The 17,702-nt window shown below is 54.3% G+C and carries 15 protein-coding genes, 1 pseudogene and 4 riboswitches; of the genes and pseudogenes, 6 read left to right on the forward strand and 10 right to left on the reverse strand.

Annotated elements, in window-relative coordinates; all coding sequences use genetic code 11:
- Positions 1 to 172 precede the first annotated feature (172 nt).
- The 3 genes and pseudogenes from pdaA to gcvH form a co-directional block, all read right to left on the reverse strand.
- Entirely contained in the window at positions 173 to 976 is an 804-nt protein-coding gene (gene pdaA, locus VN24_RS05260; protein ID WP_420798625.1) for a delta-lactam-biosynthetic de-N-acetylase, read from the reverse strand.
- Positions 977 to 1,173: 197 nt separating this feature from the next.
- Positions 1,174 to 1,946 (reverse strand): annotated as a pseudogene (locus tag VN24_RS05265) (sporulation protein).
- 173 nt (positions 1,947 to 2,119) lie between these two features.
- Positions 2,120 to 2,509, reverse strand: a complete 390-nt coding sequence (gcvH, locus tag VN24_RS05270; protein ID WP_045669549.1) for a glycine cleavage system protein GcvH — start codon at positions 2,507 to 2,509, stop codon at positions 2,120 to 2,122.
- A 165-nt stretch (positions 2,510 to 2,674) separates the two neighbouring features.
- Positions 2,675 to 2,788: riboswitch (glycine riboswitch) on the reverse strand.
- Positions 2,789 to 2,930: 142 nt separating this feature from the next.
- Positions 2,931 to 3,029: riboswitch (glycine riboswitch) on the forward strand.
- Positions 3,030 to 3,032: 3 nt separating this feature from the next.
- A riboswitch (glycine riboswitch) is annotated at positions 3,033 to 3,142 on the forward strand.
- Between the two features lie 153 nt (positions 3,143 to 3,295).
- Between gcvH and gcvT the strand changes: the two genes are divergently transcribed.
- From gcvT to gcvPB, 3 genes are all read left to right on the forward strand, one after another.
- Positions 3,296 to 4,402 carry a glycine cleavage system aminomethyltransferase GcvT gene (gcvT, locus tag VN24_RS05275; RefSeq protein WP_045669550.1) on the forward strand — a complete coding sequence of 369 codons (1,107 nt, stop codon included), beginning with the start codon at positions 3,296 to 3,298 and terminating at the stop codon, positions 4,400 to 4,402.
- Positions 4,403 to 4,561: 159 nt separating this feature from the next.
- Positions 4,562 to 5,920, forward strand: coding sequence for an aminomethyl-transferring glycine dehydrogenase subunit GcvPA (gcvPA, locus tag VN24_RS05280; protein WP_045669551.1), 1,359 nt, complete (start codon positions 4,562 to 4,564; stop codon positions 5,918 to 5,920).
- Complete coding sequence (gcvPB, locus tag VN24_RS05285; RefSeq protein ID WP_045669552.1) at positions 5,917 to 7,374, forward strand: aminomethyl-transferring glycine dehydrogenase subunit GcvPB; 1,458 nt, start codon at positions 5,917 to 5,919, stop codon at positions 7,372 to 7,374. Before gcvPA ends, gcvPB begins: the two co-directional genes overlap by 4 nt.
- 120 nt (positions 7,375 to 7,494) lie before the next feature.
- On the opposite strand, the gene VN24_RS05290 is transcribed toward gcvPB, so the two are convergent.
- The gene (locus tag VN24_RS05290) at positions 7,495 to 8,439 is read right to left on the reverse strand and encodes an EamA family transporter (RefSeq protein ID WP_045669553.1); all 945 of its coding nucleotides are present in this window, start codon (positions 8,437 to 8,439) and stop codon (positions 7,495 to 7,497) included.
- 109 nt (positions 8,440 to 8,548) lie between these two features.
- Positions 8,549 to 8,647: riboswitch (purine riboswitch) on the reverse strand.
- Positions 8,648 to 8,810: 163 nt separating this feature from the next.
- On the opposite strand from VN24_RS05290, the gene VN24_RS05295 reads away from it, so the two are divergent.
- The 3 genes from VN24_RS05295 (at position 8,811) to VN24_RS05305 (ending at position 11,426) form a co-directional block, all read left to right on the forward strand.
- A complete protein-coding gene (locus VN24_RS05295; RefSeq protein WP_045669554.1) occupies positions 8,811 to 9,293 on the forward strand; it encodes a hypothetical protein in 483 nt (160 codons plus the stop codon).
- A gap of 49 nt (positions 9,294 to 9,342) precedes the next feature.
- Positions 9,343 to 9,933 (forward strand): TetR/AcrR family transcriptional regulator, encoded by a 591-nt coding sequence (locus tag VN24_RS05300; protein ID WP_045669555.1) that lies wholly within the window; start codon positions 9,343 to 9,345, stop codon positions 9,931 to 9,933.
- Between the two features lie 497 nt (positions 9,934 to 10,430).
- Positions 10,431 to 11,426: a quinone oxidoreductase family protein gene (locus VN24_RS05305; RefSeq protein ID WP_045669556.1), complete on the forward strand. Its 996-nt coding sequence runs from the start codon at positions 10,431 to 10,433 to the stop codon at positions 11,424 to 11,426.
- Between the two features lie 97 nt (positions 11,427 to 11,523).
- Here the strand turns inward: VN24_RS05305 and gntK are convergent, their stop codons facing one another.
- From gntK to VN24_RS05335, 6 genes are all read right to left on the reverse strand, one after another.
- Positions 11,524 to 13,077, reverse strand: coding sequence for a gluconokinase (gntK, locus tag VN24_RS05310; protein ID WP_045669557.1), 1,554 nt, complete (start codon positions 13,075 to 13,077; stop codon positions 11,524 to 11,526).
- A 40-nt stretch (positions 13,078 to 13,117) separates the two neighbouring features.
- A complete protein-coding gene (locus VN24_RS05315; RefSeq protein WP_045669558.1) occupies positions 13,118 to 14,479 on the reverse strand; it encodes a GntP family permease in 1,362 nt (453 codons plus the stop codon).
- A gap of 63 nt (positions 14,480 to 14,542) precedes the next feature.
- Positions 14,543 to 15,304, reverse strand: a complete 762-nt coding sequence (locus tag VN24_RS05320; protein WP_045669559.1) for an SDR family oxidoreductase — start codon at positions 15,302 to 15,304, stop codon at positions 14,543 to 14,545.
- Between the two features lie 549 nt (positions 15,305 to 15,853).
- On the reverse strand, positions 15,854 to 16,180 hold the full coding sequence (locus VN24_RS05325; protein WP_045669560.1) for a YnfA family protein: 327 nt from the start codon (positions 16,178 to 16,180) through the stop codon (positions 15,854 to 15,856).
- A gap of 33 nt (positions 16,181 to 16,213) precedes the next feature.
- The gene (locus VN24_RS05330; protein WP_045669561.1) at positions 16,214 to 16,852 is read right to left on the reverse strand and encodes a 3'-5' exonuclease; all 639 of its coding nucleotides are present in this window, start codon (positions 16,850 to 16,852) and stop codon (positions 16,214 to 16,216) included.
- An 82-nt stretch (positions 16,853 to 16,934) separates the two neighbouring features.
- Positions 16,935 to 17,699: a 5-oxoprolinase subunit PxpA gene (locus VN24_RS05335; protein WP_045669562.1), complete on the reverse strand. Its 765-nt coding sequence runs from the start codon at positions 17,697 to 17,699 to the stop codon at positions 16,935 to 16,937.
- Positions 17,700 to 17,702 lie beyond the last annotated feature (3 nt).

Raw genomic sequence — 17,702 nt, forward strand, 5'->3', positions numbered from 1 at the left:
TTTAAAATCTTTTACTCTTCTTTAGTTCGAAGCTGCCCTGTTTTTAACTCTGTAAAAGCGGCAGGAATCATAGAATAACACATTAAAAGAATAGATGCAAGTCTTTTGTAACAATCCTTTTTTAACCAGACACGACTCTCGAGCAGCGGCCAGCTCAATCCTTCCCGCTAATCTATAGACCGCCTGCCGCACGTGCAGACGGTATGAGATCGGATGGGGAAACGTGTTGCCGGTTTGTGAGATCATGCAGGGACTTGAACACGTAGCCTTGACGTCTGGCCTCGTCAATGATGCGGCCCAAGGCATGTGCGTTATCGCTCGATACCGAATGAAGCAAAAGCACCGCGCCGGGATGAAGCTGCTTGACGACCGATCCGTAGGCGTATTCCGCCCCTTTTTGCGCCTTAATATCCCAATCTTTGTACGCCGCCGACCAGAATACGCTCGTATAACCTTCTTCTTTGCTAACTGCCAGCACCCGATCGTTAAAAATGCCGCGGGGCGGACGCAAATAGGACATATCGGATTTACCGGTCACCTCCGTTACTTTTTGGCGGACGCGGCTTAATTCCGTTCGGATTTGCTGATCCGATATTTGCGTCATATCCGGATGACTCCAGGAGTGATTGCCGATAATGTGCCCTTCGTCCGACATGCGCTTGATGAGCTGTGGCTGATCCGTGACATAATGCCCGGTTACAAAAAAAGCGGCAGGCACTTGTTTATCCTTAAGCACATCGAGAATGGCGGCCGTAAATCCGTTCTCATAGCCGTTGTCAAAGGTAAGGTACAACTCTTTGCGGCCGGAGTCCCCCATAAAAATGGCGCCGTGCTTTTCAACGATCTCTTTAAAGCCTTCTTCATTAATAGAAGGAAGCGATCCGTTGACACTTTTTTTAAAGCCGAAATGATAAGCGCCCGCAGGCCCGGCTTCTGCATGTCCGGCCGCGGCCGTTGTCAGTATTGCGATAAGCAAAACAAGCCAGCAACGCTTCACGGCCCGTTCCCCCTCTCACTGATTTCATCGTTCTTCATATAGAGTACTATTTCACCATTGTCCGGAAAGTATGTTGGAAATTGTTGAGCGCCGGCATTAAACAACAAAAAAACCACGGACAACAGCGGTCCATGGCTCTTCGTATTCGAAAGAATTATGATGCGGTAGCAAGTGCATTAGCAATAACGGGAGATGACCCCGCTAAGCTCTCGGGACAAAGCTTCGGGACCTGCCGCAAGCTGCGCGTCGGAAAAATGGCACCGGACATAGGATTCGTCCATATCGAGCGCTTCCGCAAACAGGCTGCCGAGCCCTCTTGCCCGCCGGTCGATCTGCAGCAGCAGCTCCAAGCCGCCGCCATATGGATTGAAGATCAGTTCCAACTCGTCAAGCTGTCCGCGAAAATGCGACGTCGGCGCAAACTCAAACTCTTGAACGAACGGCAGATGGCCCCTGCCCCGTGGACATGTTCGCAATCCACCTTGATCAATCGGAAACCAAGAAGTTCCAATGCATGGAGCACCGTGTTCATTTGCGGGGTAGGCACAACTTCGATCCGGTCGTTGTCTCCCGGGTCCATTCCGCCTCGAACTTCCAGCTCCGTTTTGATCCACACCGGCGTCCGGCCAAGCGTCAGCGGCGTTTGCAGCGGCAGCGTAAAGGAAAACGGGATTTCAATCTGTTCGCCCGCTTCCAGCGTAAACGGGTCGCTCACATGGATGCGGGCAATCCCGCACGTTTGCCGGTATTTATTATCGTTGCTCTCGCGAATGTATTCGGTCATGACCGACAATGAAATTGTGTCGATGCTCTGCTGGACATTGCCGCCCTTGACCCGGACGATGCCGCTCAATTCTTCCCCCGGCATGAACCTTCCATGATCAAGCAGCGTGTCAATGGTCGCCGCCCCGATTCCGATGCTTGCAAGAAAACGATTGAACAAGTTCATTCCTCCTTAAGGTTTTGCGTTAGCATAACCGCTTCGTAAGCATAAGCTTTGGAATCCATATTCCCTACTCTCTACGGAGTTGCCAAGGAATTGGTTCCTGCTCATGCGTTCGATTTTGCAAAAATTTTTTTGCGGTCATGGGCGCTCCACCCTAACTCCCCGGATACAACACTCTATTCCGTCAGCTTTCGGTACGCGTCGGCATCCATTAAGCTGCTGACGGCTTCTTCGCCGCCGCCTTCCACTTCGATTTCCACGATCCAGCCGTTTTCATACGGACTTTCGTTGACGAGCTCGGGGCTGTCGATCAGCGCTTCGTTCACTTTCGTTACTTTGCCGGTAAGCGGACTGAACAGATCGGAAACCGTTTTTACCGATTCGATCGTCCCCATCGGCTGATTCATCTCCACTTCGGCTCCGACTTCCGGGAATTCCACGAACACGATATCGCCAAGCTGGCTCTGCGCATGGTCGGTGATCCCGATCCGCACGATACTGCCGCCTGCCGCAGCCGCCCATTCATGTTCCTCCGTATAACCGAGCCCTTGTCTAATTTCGCTCATGCTTCAACATCCTCTCCGCTAAATAATTGTAGATCGCTTTTTTCGCAAAAAAAGACAGAGAACCGGCCTGATGCCATGTTGCTCTGTCCCGGGTACCTGAAAGTTTAAACCGCGATTATGCGGTCCTTACCCCTTTGGCGGCCTGTGAAGCTCTCTCCAGAGATGCGTCGGAAGGCGGTTCGTTTACCTGAGAGATTGATCGCCGGACGGCTATCCGTGCGACTTGCTCCTTCGGTGCATGCGGTTATTTTATCCGCAAGTCTCTCCCGTCATTCGTCATTCGCTGCTTATTTGATACCCTTAGCGTAAAGCAGGTCTTGATTTCATGTCAATATAGATGACAAAAATCGAGGAAAAATAAAAAAAGTTGACATAGGCATGTCCCATCATGTAAAAAGGAGTTAGATAACCGAATATGCGGATGAACGTAATGGGAGAGACTGACCGGAACATGCGGCGGCGCCGAAGGAGTAAACCTACTTAAGGTGAATCTCTCAGGCAAAAGGACCTTTACGGGACGCACCTCTGGAGAGAACGGCCTTCACGCTGCAGCGGTTTTGGAGCGGCAGACGGCGCGTCACCCAAGGGGAAACCCGCATGGGGCGGGGTAACTCTCAGGTACAAAGGACAGAGCGAAACGGGAATGACAGCAGCCGGGAGGCTGCTTGCGTTAGTCCCTTTCGCGCGTTGTCCTTTTTTGCATTTTGATTTAAGGGAGTTAATAGCGGTTCAGTTGTCCACCATACAGTTATGGAGTTTTTAATTTTGAGGAGATGGTGAGTAAAGATGGTTCAACCGCTTAAAAGAACCCCTATTTTTCCGCTTTATGCCGATTGCAAAGGGGCACGATGCATCGATTTTGGCGGCTGGGAGCTTCCCGTGCAGTTTTCCGGTATTCAAAAAGAGCATGAAGCCGTCAGACGGCAGGCCGGCTTGTTTGACGTGTCCCATATGGGCGAATTCAATGTGACCGGCCCGGAGGCGGAGACGTTTTTGCAGCGGATGACGACTAATGACGTGTCCAAGCTTTCCGACGGGCAGGCCCAATATACGCTTATGTGTCACCCGGACGGCGGCGTCGTTGACGACCTGCTTGTCTACCGGCTGACCCCCGGCTCATACATGCTTGTCGTAAACGCCTCGAACATCGACAAAGATTTTGCGTGGCTGCAGGAACATCTGATCGACGGGGTGACGCTGGAGGATGTGTCGGCCGAAACGGCGCTGATCGCGCTCCAGGGCCCCCGCGCCGCAGAGATCATGGCGAAGGCGGCCGGCGCGGATTGCGGCTCGCTGCTCCCGTTTCATTTTGTCCGGAATGTTGATGTGTGCGGCGTAGAAGCGCTCGTTTCCCGAACCGGATATACCGGTGAAGACGGATTCGAAATTTATGTCCGTTCGCAGCGGGCGCCGGAAGTATGGAAGGGACTCATGTCCGCCGGCGAACCGTTCGGACTTGTGCCGGCCGGTCTCGGCGCGCGCGACACGCTGCGGTTCGAAGCGAGGCTGCCGCTGTACGGCCAGGAGCTGTCGCCATCGATTTCGCCGCTGGAGGCCGGAGTAGGCATGTTCGTCAAGCTGGCCAAAGGGGATTTTATCGGTCGCGATGCCCTTATGAAACAGCGAGAAGAAGGACTTCCGCGCAAGCTGGTGGGCATTGAAATGGTCGACCGCGGTATCCCGCGGACGCATTACCCCGTCTATGCGGAAGACCGGCTGATCGGAGAGGTGACGACGGGCACGCAGTCTCCGACACTTAAGCGCAGCCTCGGACTTGCGCTCATCAGCGCCGAATACGCCGAAGCAGGCACGGAGGTTCAGGTCGAAATCCGCGGCAAGCGGCTGAAAGCGGTCGTCGTGAAGACGCCTTTTTACAAAAGAACCGCCAATTAAGATGAACCGATAACCGCGCATACGGTGAAAAAAGGACTGCCGCTAGGCAAGGTGCTTCACGCTGAACCGGCAACATTGCAGGGGGACATCTCTTCCGGCAGCAGCATGGGTCTGTGCCCTGTATGGCAGCATATTAACTTTGAGCAAAGGTGGAGAACGATGAGCTATAAGCACCGTTATATTCCGATGACCGAACAGGATGAAGCCGAAATGCTGCAGACAATCGGCGCCCAAACGATCGAGGATCTGTTTCGCGATATCCCCGCTTCGATCCGCTATCGGGGAACGCTGCCGATGTCGTCCGCTCTTGACGAACAGGAACTGCTGAAGCATATGAAGGAGCTGGCGGGCCGCAATGCCGACAACGAACGGTTCATCAGCTTCCTTGGAGCCGGTCTGTACGACCATCACATTCCGGTCGTCATCAACCATATTATTTCCCGCTCCGAATTTTATACCGCCTATACGCCGTACCAGCCCGAAATCAGCCAAGGCGAGCTGCAGGCGATCTTTGAGTTCCAATCGTACATTTGCGAGCTGACCGGCATGGCGGTCGCCAACGCCAGCATGTACGACGGGGCGACGGCGCTTGCGGAAGCCGGCGCGCTTGCCTCAGCCGCCACCCGGCGCAAGCAGGTCGTCATCTCCCGCACCGTCCATCCGGAAGCGCGGGAAATTATGCATACGACGGCCCGCGGCCTCGGGCTTGAGGTCGTGGAGATCGGCTATGCCGGCGGCGTTACCGATCTGGAGCAGCTTCAGTCAGCCGTGTCGGATCAGACGGCGGCAGTTATCGTCCAGTCGCCGAATTTCTTCGGCTGCGTGGAAGATATCACCGCCATCGAGCCGATCGTTCACGCGCGCAAGGGACTGCTCGTCGTCAGCATGAATCCGATGGCGATGGGTCTGCTGGAGGCGCCAGGCCGTCTCGGCGCCGATATCGTCGTGGGCGACGCCCAGCCACTCGGCATTCCGGCGTCGCTCGGCGGGCCGACGTGCGGCTTCTTTGCCGTCGCCGAGCCGCTGATGCGCCGGATGCCGGGCCGAATCGTCGGCCAAACGGTCGACAGGGACGGCAAGCGCGGCTTCGTGCTGACGCTTCAAGCCCGCGAGCAGCATATCCGCCGCGAGAAAGCGACGTCCAACATTTGCTCCAACCAGGCGCTGCTCGCCCTGTGCGCATCGGTCTATTTGTCGACGATGGGCAAAGCGGGCATCCTGGAAGCGGCGAACCTCAATCTGCAAAAGGCGCACTATGCGGCCTCGGCAATCGGTTCGCAAAGCGGCTGCACGCTTCCTTTCCCGTCCCCTTTCTTCAATGAATTCGTCGTCAAGCTGCCGGACGGCGCTTCCGCCGCCGAGCTGAACCGGGGGCTGCTTGCTTCGGGATTTATCGGCGGCTATGACCTTGGAGAAACCTATCCCGAGCTTGCGGGGCATATGCTCGTCGCCGTCACCGAGAAAAGGACGAAAGCGGAAATCGACCAGTTTGCCAATCGATTGGGGGAACTTGTATGAAACCGGAAAAAGCGTTGATTTTTGAAATGAGCAGGCCCGGGCGTGTCGCGTATTCGCTCCCTGCTTGCGACGTCCCGGAATCGGCGCCGGCCGATTACATTCCGGCGTCCATGCTGCGCAGCAAGCCGGCGGAGCTGCCGGAAGTGTATGAGGTCGACGTCATCCGCCACTATACGGAGCTGTCCCGCCGCAACTTCGGGATTGACAACGGCTTTTATCCGCTCGGCTCGTGCACGATGAAATACAATCCGAAAATTAACGAAAATACGGCACGTTTTGCCGGATTCGCCGGCATTCATCCGTACCAGCCGGTCGAAAGCATCCAAGGCGCGCTCGAGCTGCTGTATACGCTGCAAAACGATCTGGCGGCCTTAACCGGCATGGACCAGGTAACGCTGCAGCCGGCGGCCGGCGCCCACGGGGAATGGACCGGCCTGATGATGATCCGCGCTTATCACGAAAGCCGCGGCGAGAAGCGGACAAAAGTGATCGTGCCCGACTCCTCGCACGGCACGAATCCGGCGAGCGCTACGGTGGCCGGATTCGAAACGATCACGATTACCTCGAACGAGCGCGGACACGTCGACCTGGACGCGCTGCGCGCCGCTGTCGGTCCTGACACGGCGGCGCTTATGCTGACCAACCCGAGCACGCTCGGTCTGTTTGAAGAACAGATTGAAGAAATCGCCGCCATTATTCATAAAGCGGGCGGACTGCTCTACTATGACGGCGCCAACTCGAACGCCATTATGGGCATTACGCGCCCCGGCGATATGGGCTTTGACGTCGTCCATCTGAATCTCCACAAGACGATGAGCACCCCGCACGGCGGCGGCGGGCCGGGCGCCGGTCCGGTCGGCGTCAAGAGCAGGCTCATTCCGTTCCTGCCGAAACCTGTCGTCGCAAAACGAGAGGACGGAACGTTTTATTTCGATTTCGACCGCCCGGCCTCCATCGGACGGGTAAAAGCCTACTACGGCAACTTCGGCATTCTCGTACGGGCTTACACGTATATCCGCACATATGGCCCGGAAGGGCTGCGGCGCGTGTCGGAGTGCGCCGTGCTGAACGCCAACTATATGATGCGCCGGCTCTCGAATGCATACGAAATTCCGTATCCCGGCGTCTGCAAGCACGAATTCGTCATGTCCGGCCGCGGTTTGAAGCGGTACGGCGTGCGCACGCTCGACGTCGCCAAACGGCTGCTCGATTTCGGCTATCACCCGCCGACCATCTATTTTCCGCTCAATGTGGAGGAGTGCATCATGATCGAGCCGACCGAAACCGAGAGCAAAGAAACGCTCGACGCGTTCGTCGACACGATGATCTCCATCGCCAAAGAAGCGGAGGAAACGCCGGAGGTTGTGCTGAACGCCCCGTACGACACCGTCGTCCGCCGGCTTGACGAGACGCAGGCGGCGCGCAAGCCGGTGCTGAACTGCTCCTGCGGCTGACGGCTGATGGCCGAAGATAAATTAAACAAAAAGGGAAGGTGCCCGCAGCACCCTCCCTTTTTGTTATGAAATCAATCCGCATCCCGAACCATTCGGGTAAGTGAGCGGCATTCCTGCTGCTTATTGAATCATCCGCATCCTCATCCGGCTTCTTTCGCGCAGCAGCTCCGGCAGGCCGACCCCAAGCAGCACCAGAACGACTCCGGTCCACTGGAGCGCACTGACATATTCGCCCAGCACGAACGAGGACATCAACGTCGCAACGGGCAGCTCCGCCGCACCGAGTACGGCGGCCGTTCCTTCACCGATATGCGGTACGCCTGCCGCGAACAGCACCGGCGGTATGAAGGCGCCGAACAAACCAAGCAGGAAGGCGTACAGCAGCAGTTCGCCCCATAATTCTCCGTTCAATATAAAGCCCGGGGGCAAAATGGACCAGCTCGTAATGAGTCCGCCCGTCATCATCCAGGCACTGCGGGATGCGGGAGGCGCCTGGGTCACCACTCTGCCGTTGAACAACACGAAGAGCGAATAGCTGAGCGCCGAAAGCAGCCCGAGAATGACACCCCACATTTGGAACTGTCCTGCGTCCCGTTCCAATATTCCGGCTGCAAACAGCGTTCCGGTCAGCAGCACAGCCAATGTGATCAACATGCGGTTATCGGGGCGTTTGCGACTGCTCACCGTCTGGATCATAACGCCGATCCACGTGAATTGGAACAACAGGATGATCGCCAGCGACGCCGGGATATATTGCAACGCGCCGTAATACAGCAGGCCCGTTGCCCCTGTCGGAATACCGGCTGCCATCAGCAGCAGCCTTTGCTTCCAGACGAGACGCTGCGGGGGAATGACCGCTCGACCCGCTTCAACGCTTTTTCGCAGCGTCCGTTTCTTTTTCCACCCGTTTGCGGCAACGAGCAGCCATGTCAATGCCGTTCCCATCAGCAGCTGACTGCCGGCCACCTCTCCGAGCGTGTATCCATGTCCGTAGGCCAACACCACAATGGTGGATAAAATGCCGTAACTGCAAGCACCAAGTAAAACAAGAATTTGGTTCCTCATGATTTCCTCCTATCCGGGCACAGAGCCGCTTGCCGGCTCATCATTGTCGCCCCTTGCAACCATTCCGGCAGCACAAAAAAACTTCCCCGCTGCGAATACAGAACCGGCGAAAATACCGATTCCGTTACGTAGCTGGGAAGTTTCGGCTTCCTGTAGAAACCCCCATCCATAATTATGGGGTTATACGTAAATGAAAATATGCCAATATGGTTACGTTTTCGCAATATTTATAACCTTACATCATACGTTACATGTTACAGTTTGCCAAATCGTTTTGTCAAGGGGGTAAATGCGGATCATTGAAAATATTTTTTTGGCCCAGAGTATGTTATAATTCAACCGAAAATCAACCAACCGGGCGGAGGCGTTATATGCTTACTTTTGAACAAAAGCTTGCCGTTTTTGAATCTTTTCCCGAACTCGAGCGCCGCAACGTGTCGCTTGGACGTGTCAATTTTCATTATGAGAACAGCTTGTACGACAAAAAAACCGTCGCCTATCATTTGCATCCGAACGGCAATGGCTTTGTGTATGCGGGTTTAATGGACGAATACAAGACGGACGCCAAAGGGCTTGTGAATATTCGCGATTTTTCGGAAGACGAGCTGCGCAAGCTAGTCGAAGCATCCATCCGCTCTTTGTCGCAGCGGGCTCCTGAGGAAGCGGCCGCGCCCAAGAAACGCAAGCCCGCAAAGGAGCAGCGCTGGCACAATAACGACGGACAAACGCTGCTGCTGAAATATGAGGACGAGCTCTGGTACATTTACATCGGCCTGAACCTGGAAGCCGCTTTCGAGACGTTCGAAGAAGCGGAGGAATATTTGCGCGAGGAAGGATTTACCCCGACTGCTTGATGCAACAAGACCAAAAAAGATCACATTTGTGGATTGGCAGGGGAAAAAAATGACTGCAATACGCTCATCGGCACGTCAGCGCATTTTGGATGTTGCGAGTAATTTGTTTTATCGGGAAGGCATTCGTTCGATTGGTGTAGACACGATTGTTGAGAAATCCGGAGTGGGAAAGGCGACGCTCTATCGTCATTTCCCAACGAAAGATGATTTAATTGCTGCCTATCTCAAGGAAACGGATCATCTCCATTGGAAATGGTTTGATGAGGTCATCGCAAAGCATGAAGGATCGCCTAGAGCGCAGCTGCTGGCATTGATCGAAGCCACCGTTCAAATCATGATGGAGCCGGGTTATCGTGGCTGCGCCTTATTGAATGCTCTGGCTGAATTCTCTGAAGCCGATCATCCTGCCCATCGAATAGCGGTAGAATACAAACATGCGTTACGATTAAAGTTGACTCAGCTGAGCCAGCAAGCCGGTGCACATAATGAAGAACTGGCCGATCAGCTTATACTGGTAATCAATGGAGCGCTGGCTTCAGTCCCCGTATTCGGCTCAGCCGGTCCAGCGGCTCAACTCAAAATGATAGCGACACATCTGATCGACCACCATCTTGAAAATGGTCAGCGAAATCATTCATAGGGCAGTAAAAAGAGATAAGGTGTCAATTGAACAGCACCCTCAAGAATAATCATTTGGAATTAAAATTCGTTATTCCGATGAAATTCTTTCGGGGTGCATTTTTTTGCGATTAAGGTCAAAAGTTAATTCCACTAAGTATGCGGTAACGGAACCATGCAGCAGCCGTGTTCACGATTGGATTACGTTGCTTCTCTTGACGCGAGACAGATCTGTACTGTAATATAGCTAAATGAGACAGAACTGTTCTGTTTCGTTACAAGCCGCGAGTGGATACAACAGCGGTTTCGATCCTATGGTGATGCTATTGTGATCCTCTGATCCTCAGTAGTGGCAAGCTCGTTTGTAAAATGACATGCATATAGGAGGATGAAGAATATGTCGACAAAAAGTTCGTGATCTAGTGATCGACGAGCCGGCTAAAAATTTTGTCCTGACCGCGTAGAACCCGCTGGGAAGCATGAGTCAATAAAACTTAAATTTACGAGGTGTTTATGAATATGAAGGCGATCTTTTTCGATAAAATCGGTTCCCCCTCAGACGATTTTGACGTTCTCCAGATGCGCGATATTCCAATGCCTGAGATCCGGGAAAACGAAGTCCTTATCAAAGTCGTTTCCGCTTCAATCAGCCCCACGGATTTTATATTTATGCAAGGGTTATATCCGGAACCCCATGTTCCTGTTTTTCCGCAGATTGCCGGGTCACATGGCGCCGGTGTTATAACGAAAGTTGGAGAGGGAGTATCACTGAAACCAGGAACGTTCGTCGGATTTAACTACCACAATTGTTGGGCCGAATATGTCGCTGTGCCCGTAGAATGGTTGTTTCCGTTACCAACCGACTATCCGATTGAAAAGGCCACTCAATTCTTCAACCTCATATCTGCATGGGATTTGTTCCACAATGCTAAGGTTGAGCCTGGTCAATGGCTGGCGCAAACAGCCGGCAACTCAACCGTCGCGACACTTGTATCGCAATTAGCCAAACGAAAAGGTGTGAATGTCATCTCCATCGTGAGGCAAGCACAGGATCATCTGAATCTGAAAGATCTGGGAGCGTCTGAAGTCATCGAGCTCTCGAAACTCTCAAAGCCCGTCAGTGAGCGGATCATGGAGATCACGCAAAACAAAGGCGTGGCAGGTGTCATCGACTGCGTCGGCGGCCCCGTTACGAGTGAATTAATCAGATCCCTTTCCCTTGGCGGGCAGGTAATCCTTTACGGTGGTCTCAGCTCTGAAAAATTTGAGCTCCATAACTTCGACCTTCTTTTCAAGGTCGCCGAGATCAAGACCTATGCCTACCGTTACCTCTTCACTCCGCCCGAAGAGGAAGACATCACGTTGCTTCAAGAGATCGCAGAGGTCTCATCGGAATTTTATAGTCCTGTAGGTGGAGTGCACGCTCTAGAAGACTTCAAAACCGCAATTTATGAGAGCTTACATCATCCGGAACGCGGAAAACGTTTCTTCAAGATCTCGAGCTTGGAAGATTAAAGCCGCAGATGATATATCATCTCGCGGGATAAGAAAAGCGCTCCTCATGCCGAATGGCGGCCGGGAGCGCTCACTTCTTTATGAAGTATGACATGAATTATTGAACGGGCTTCATCATTTTTTGCTGAAAAAGCGCGATCGCCTCGTATTCCTCTTCCATCTTGCGCGCGATGCGGATGTACATCGGCAGCAGCTCGCGGTAAATTTGCACGTACTCGCGGTTTGGCTCGTGAGCGTGCGTGGTGCCGATCATGCCCGACACCGCATGAATGCTGTCGATGCGGCCGGTGGCGTACAAGCCGAGAACGACGGCCCCGAGACAGGAGCTCTCGAAGCTTTCGGGAACGACAACCTGCTGATCGAATATGTCCGCCAGCATCTGGCGCCATAAGGAAGAACGGGCAAATCCCCCCGTGGCGTGGATTTTGGCCGGAACGCCGATGCGCTCCTGCATCGCCAGCATGACGGTGTAAAGGTTGAACAGCACCCCTTCCAGCGCAGCCCGGATCATGTGCTCTTTCTTATGATGCAGCGTCAGTCCGAAAAACGAGCCGCGCGCGTTCGGATTCCACAGCGGCGCCCGCTCGCCGGTCAAAAACGGGTGGAACAGCAGTCCTTCCGCTCCGGGCTGCACTTTTTCAATAATTTTCATCAGCACTTCGTAAGCTTCGATGCCAAGCCGCTTCGCCGTCTCCACCTCGGAAGCGGCAAACTCGTCGCGAATCCAGCGGAAAATGATACCGCCGTTATTGACCGGTCCGCCGATCACCCAGTGATCCTTCATCAGGGAATAGCAGAAAAATCTTCCCTTGGCATCGGTGACCGGCTTGTCGACGACCGTACGGATGGCGCCGCTCGTGCCGATCGTTACCGCCACCACGCCGGGATCGATCGCCCCGACGCCGAGATTCGAAAGCACGCCGTCGCTGGCGCCCACTACAAAAGGCGTTTCGGCGCTGATGCCCATTTCCTTCGCATAGGACGGATTGAGGCCGTTCATCATATGGGTCGTCTCGACGAGCTGCGATAAATGCTCTCTCTTAATGCCGGCAATCGTCAGCGCTTCCTCGTCCCAATCCAGCTTCTCCAGGTTAAACAGCCCGGTAGCGGAAGCGATCGAGTGGTCCACCACATATTCGTTAAACAATTTGGCAAAAACATATTCTTTGATCGAGATGAATTTATGCGTCCGGCTGAACACATCCTGCTCATCCCTCGACAGCCACATCAGTTTGGTGAGCGGCGACATGGGATGAATGGGCGTTCCCGTGCGCAGGTAGATTTCATGGCCGTTCATTTCCTTTTTCAGCTTTTCCGACCATTTGGAGCCGCGGTTATCCGCCCACGTAATACAGCGGGTGAGCGGCACGCCCTCCTTGTCGATTGCAAGCACACTGTGCATCGCCGAGCTGAAGGAGACGAACAGTACCTGTTCGGGCCCGATGCCGCTCTCCTCGATCACCTTGCTAACCGAACCGACGACCGCTTCCAAAATTTGATCCGGGTCCTGCTCCGCTACAATCGGGGTCGGCGTGTACAGCGGATACCCGATGTTCCCTTGGGCGACCACAGCACCGTTCTCCGTAAATAGAACCGCTTTCGTACTCGTCGTACCGATATCCACACCGATCATATAACTCGCATGGCTCATTGAATTTACCCTTCTTTCGTTAGCTTGCTGTACCCGGCCGTTACACGAACAGGCTTAACAGCAGAATCAGAATAAACGAGAAGACCGACAAAATCGTTTCCATTGCCGTCCAAGATTTCAACGTCTGGGTGACGGACATATTAAAAAATTCTTTTACCATCCAGAACCCGGCGTCATTGACGTGAGACAGAATAAGCGAGCCGGCGCCGGTAGCCAGAACGACCAGTTCAATGTTCGCCCCCGGAGCTACCGCGAGGACCGGAGCGACGATACCGGTTGCCGTCGTCATGGCGACGGTGGCCGAGCCGGTAGCAACCCTTATCAGTGCAGCGACCAAATAAGCGAAGAAAATAACGTTGATGTTCGCATTCACGGCCAATTCGGCAATCGCCTTGCCGACGCCGCTGTCGATCAGCACCGCCTTGAACGCGCCGCCGCCCCCGATAATAAGAATAATGGAAGCGGTTGGCGCTAAGCAATCGTGCATGAATTTTGACAGCTGTTCTTTGCTGAAGCCGCGAGAGAAGCCCAGAGAGAAGAAAGAGAATACAACGGCGATCAAGAGCGCGATGATTTCATTGCCAATAAATTTGCAGAAGACCGTAAGCGCCCCTGTTCCGTCCGGATCGGCGATCTCGGCTACGGAACCGATCAGCATCAAAATAACGGGCATCAGAATCGTCAGCAGCGTAATGCCGAAACCCGGCAAATTGGTATCGTTTTTGGTCGTGAATTGAGCGGCCAATTCGGCGGGCGGCTGTACTTGAATACGCTTACTGATAAAGGAGCCGAACACCGGTCCGGCGATGATGGCAGACGGAATGCCGATGATGAGCGCGTATAAAATCGTTTTGCCGATATTGGCGCCAAACGCCTCGATTGCGATCATCGGCGCCGGATGGGGAGGCAGCAGCCCGTGAACGGTCGAAAGGCCGGCCAAGAGCGGAATTCCGATTTTCAGCAGCGGCATATTCGTCTTGCGGGCAACGGTGAACAAAATCGGAATGAGCAATATAATGCCGACTTCGAAAAAGATCGGGATGCCGACGATAAAAGCGACTGTAACCATCGCCCAGTGAACTCTTTTCTCGCCGAAACGGGCGATCAGCGTATTCGCGATGCGTTCGGCTCCGCCCGACTCGGCCATCATTTTGCCGAGCATCGTTCCGAGACCGATGACGATCGCGATCGTGCCGAGCGTCTTGCCGAGTCCGGTCGTAACGGATCCGACGACATCATTCGGCTTCATGCCGATGAGAAGACCGAGCAGGACGGAGCTCAGCAGCAGCACGACAAAAGGATTCCACTTGAACTTTGCGATAAAGACAACGAGAAAGACGACGGCCAGCAGTGTCCATATTAACATCGTTGCGTTATGGCTTAAACTGAATAGCGTATTCATAACCCAATTTTCCTCCCTGATGTACGTGACTCTTATTTTTAACCTGCCGGTAACATGACAAAGCTATCGGCTGAGCCAGCCGCCGTCGACGGCGAGCAGATGGCCGTGAATGTAATTTGACGCCGCGGAAGCCAGAAATACGACGGCCCCCTTCATATCGTCCGGATTCCCCCACCGCCCAGCCGGTATCCGGTCGATAATCTGGACGCTGCGGACGGGATCGTTCATCAGTGCCTCATTCATCTCGGTCGCGATATAACCGGGAACGATCGCGTTAACGTTTACCCCGTGCTTGGCCCATTCGTTTGACAGCGCTTTAGTCAATTGGGCGACTCCGCCTTTGGCGGCTGCATAAGCGGGAACGGTGAAGCCGCCCTGAAACGAGAGCAGCGAAGCCGTATTGATGATTTTGCCGCTGCCGCGCGGCACCATATGGCGCCCCGCCTGCTGGCATAAAATCCAGACCGTCTTCAGATTGACGCGCAGCACGTCGTCCCAGTCGGCTTCCGAAAAATCGAGGCTCGGCGATCTTCGCTGGATGCCGGCGTTATTGACCAGAATGTCGAGTTTGCCCAGCTGCTGCACGACTTGAGGCACCGCATCCTTCACCTGTTCCAGATCGTCCATATCGCATGGAATAATGACGCATTTCCTGCCAAGCGCTTCGATTTCGGCTTTCAGCGCGGTCTGCGCCGGCGAGCGCTGCAGCAGCGCCACATCCGCACCGGCTTCCGCCAGCGCGAGCGCCATCGAACGCCCAATTCCGCGGGTAGCGCCTGAAATGGCGGCTGTTTGCCCGCTTAGATCAAACAGATTTCCTTCCATTGTGCTACTCTCCTTCCAATGGCCTCGTATCCACTAATGCCCCGCTAATGCCTCGCACCCCGACTTCCGAAAAGGTTCTTTCGGTTTCGTCCGTAAGCGCTGTCAGTTATGCTCCATCAGGCTCAAGCCGAACCCGTTGACTCGATGAAATCCCATTGTATACGCTGTCAATTCATAAATTACTGCGTTTCGCTTTGATTGCGTCTTTATCTGCGTCTCTTGCCAGCATCTGCGTCCATCCACGCTTCACAGCGCCGTTTGTTGTATTCTTGTCGACAAGTTAGGCAATAAAAGACGCCAAACGAGGCAGTGAGTAAGAATCGCAGCAGATCGTTTGCAAACAATAGACCGGCCTTTCTACAGATAGCGCTTTCAAAGTGTCGCTAATGCGATAATGAATGGATTTTAAACATGAGACTCCTTCTATTCGAGAAAGCATGGTTGGATACTTGTGTACAACCTGATTTGAATTATACATGGGAATTATTGTTTTGTAAACGGTGTCAAACAAAAAAACCGAAGCGGACCACGAATCCCGCTACCGACCGGCTAGCCTCTCGGGGCCCACAGGATGATCGATGCTCCAATGATGCAGACGGCCGCTCCGATCCAGTCGTACATATCGGGGCTCTTCTTGTCGACAAGCCATCCCCAAAGTACCGCCAGCACAATAAAAACACCGCCGTAGGCGGCATAGATTCGGCCGAACGCCGGAAAATGCTGCAGTGTCGGAATAACGCCGTACGCGGCCAGCAATATGACGCCGAGCAGTCCGACCCACAACGGCCGCGACTCCCGCAGCCACAGCCATACGAGATAGCCGCCGCCTATTTCGGCCAGCCCCGCCAGCATAAACAAAAAGATCGATTTTATCATTATTTTACGAAGACCTTCCCGCCGCGCTGCGCGCTAGAGCAGCCCTTTCAGTTTGGCGAACGGGTTGTTTTCGAATCCTTCCTCGGCGTATACGACTTCGGTTTCGTACTTATCGTAATGCTGATTTTCGGAAAATGAGAAAATATCGTTGTCCCGCTCGTACATCGCTTTTAAAATTTCAAACGTATAATGCGTATCCGCCAGAGCGTCATGCAGCAGCTCCGATTGGGCGATGCCGAGATCCTTGAGCGCCTGGGCGAGACCGATCCGCCGGTTGTGATTGAATTTGCGGCCGAACATCATCTGGATATCGTTATAATTGCGCAGCCAGTCCGTGCCGAGCCCGTGCCTGCGGCACTCATCGATAAAGATGTTGCGGTCGCTCAGCGACCACGAGCAGAGGTAATACGTTTCTTCTCCGATCCATCTTAAAAACTGGGGCTGCACATCGGTAAAGCTCTTGGCCTCCTGAAGCTGCTCGCGCGTAATGCCCGTGAAACGGGTCGTCTCCATGTTGATCGGCGTGCTCGGCCGAACAAACGACATGTAGGTGTCCAGCTGGGTAAAAGTATGATTTTCAAGTCTGACTTTCAAAGCGCCGATCTGAATCAGCTCAGCTTCCTTGCGGTTCCGCACCACTTTCGTTTCCAGATCGTGAAAGACAAGCAGCATAGGGGCACCTCCTTTGCGTTCGGTTGCTTTCTGTTGCTTTCTATTAGTATATCTTTTCTTTGTTCCTCTGAAAACCGGAAGTTTAATGGCCGGCCGGAGACGAGAGCGTCACGCCTTCCGCCTGCAGCCGCGCCCGGATGCGTTTCGCAAAAAGGAGCGCCTCGCCGCCGTCCCCGTGGATGCACACCGTCTGGGCGGCAATCGGCACGTCGGTCCCCTGCCGGGAGCGGACTGTACCGTATTTGATCATTTGCAGCACCTGCAGAGCTGCCGTCTCCCGGTCTTCGATGAGCGCACCCAGCTCGCCGCGCCGCGTCAAGCTGCCGTCCGCCTGATAAGTGCGGTCGGCGAACACTTCGCTTGCCGTCGCAAGAGAAGCCTTCTTCCCCGCCCGGATCAGCTCGCTGCCGGATAAGCCGAACAAAATGAGACCGGGGTTCACCCGGTAGACGGCTTCGGCGATCGCCTCGGCGAGCGCCGTATCTCGAGCCGCCATATTATACAGCGCGCCGTGCGGCTTCACATGGCGCATGACGCCGCCTTCCGAGCGGACGAAGCCATCCAGCGCGCCGATTTGATACACGACGATGTCATAAGCCTCCTGCGGCGAAATATCCATATTCCGCCGGCCGAACCCGCTCAGGTCGGGCAGTCCCGGATGGGCGCCGATCGCCGTATGATGAGCGATCGCCAGCTTGACGGTCCGGCGCATCGTGCCGGGATCGCCCGCATGGAAGCCGCAGGCGATGTTGACCGAGGTGACAAGCGGCACGATTTCCTCATCGCGGCCCATCCGGTAGGCGCCGAAGCTCTCTCCCAAATCACAGTTTAAATCGACCGTATGCATCCG

This window comes from Paenibacillus beijingensis (assembly GCF_000961095.1).
In the GTDB taxonomy this organism is placed as follows: Bacteria; Bacillota; Bacilli; order Paenibacillales; family Paenibacillaceae; genus Paenibacillus_O; species Paenibacillus_O beijingensis.

Coding starts and splice junctions, on each gene's coding strand:
- gcvH (WP_045669549.1), bottom strand. CDS start 2,509: ATGAGCGAAATTAGACAAGGGCTCGGTTATACGGAGGAACATGAATGG.
- gcvT (WP_045669550.1), top strand. CDS start 3,296: ATGGTTCAACCGCTTAAAAGAACCCCTATTTTTCCGCTTTATGCCGAT.
- gcvPA (WP_045669551.1), top strand. CDS start 4,562: ATGAGCTATAAGCACCGTTATATTCCGATGACCGAACAGGATGAAGCC.
- gcvPB (WP_045669552.1), top strand. CDS start 5,917: ATGAAACCGGAAAAAGCGTTGATTTTTGAAATGAGCAGGCCCGGGCGT.
- VN24_RS05290 (WP_045669553.1), bottom strand. CDS start 8,439: ATGAGGAACCAAATTCTTGTTTTACTTGGTGCTTGCAGTTACGGCATT.
- VN24_RS05295 (WP_045669554.1), top strand. CDS start 8,811: ATGCTTACTTTTGAACAAAAGCTTGCCGTTTTTGAATCTTTTCCCGAA.
- VN24_RS05300 (WP_045669555.1), top strand. CDS start 9,343: ATGACTGCAATACGCTCATCGGCACGTCAGCGCATTTTGGATGTTGCG.
- VN24_RS05305 (WP_045669556.1), top strand. CDS start 10,431: ATGAAGGCGATCTTTTTCGATAAAATCGGTTCCCCCTCAGACGATTTT.
- gntK (WP_045669557.1), bottom strand. CDS start 13,077: ATGAGCCATGCGAGTTATATGATCGGTGTGGATATCGGTACGACGAGT.
- VN24_RS05315 (WP_045669558.1), bottom strand. CDS start 14,479: ATGAATACGCTATTCAGTTTAAGCCATAACGCAACGATGTTAATATGG.
- VN24_RS05320 (WP_045669559.1), bottom strand. CDS start 15,304: ATGGAAGGAAATCTGTTTGATCTAAGCGGGCAAACAGCCGCCATTTCA.
- VN24_RS05325 (WP_045669560.1), bottom strand. CDS start 16,180: ATGATAAAATCGATCTTTTTGTTTATGCTGGCGGGGCTGGCCGAAATA.
- VN24_RS05330 (WP_045669561.1), bottom strand. CDS start 16,852: ATGCTGCTTGTCTTTCACGATCTGGAAACGAAAGTGGTGCGGAACCGC.
- VN24_RS05335 (WP_045669562.1), bottom strand. CDS start 17,699: ATGCATACGGTCGATTTAAACTGTGATTTGGGAGAGAGCTTCGGCGCC.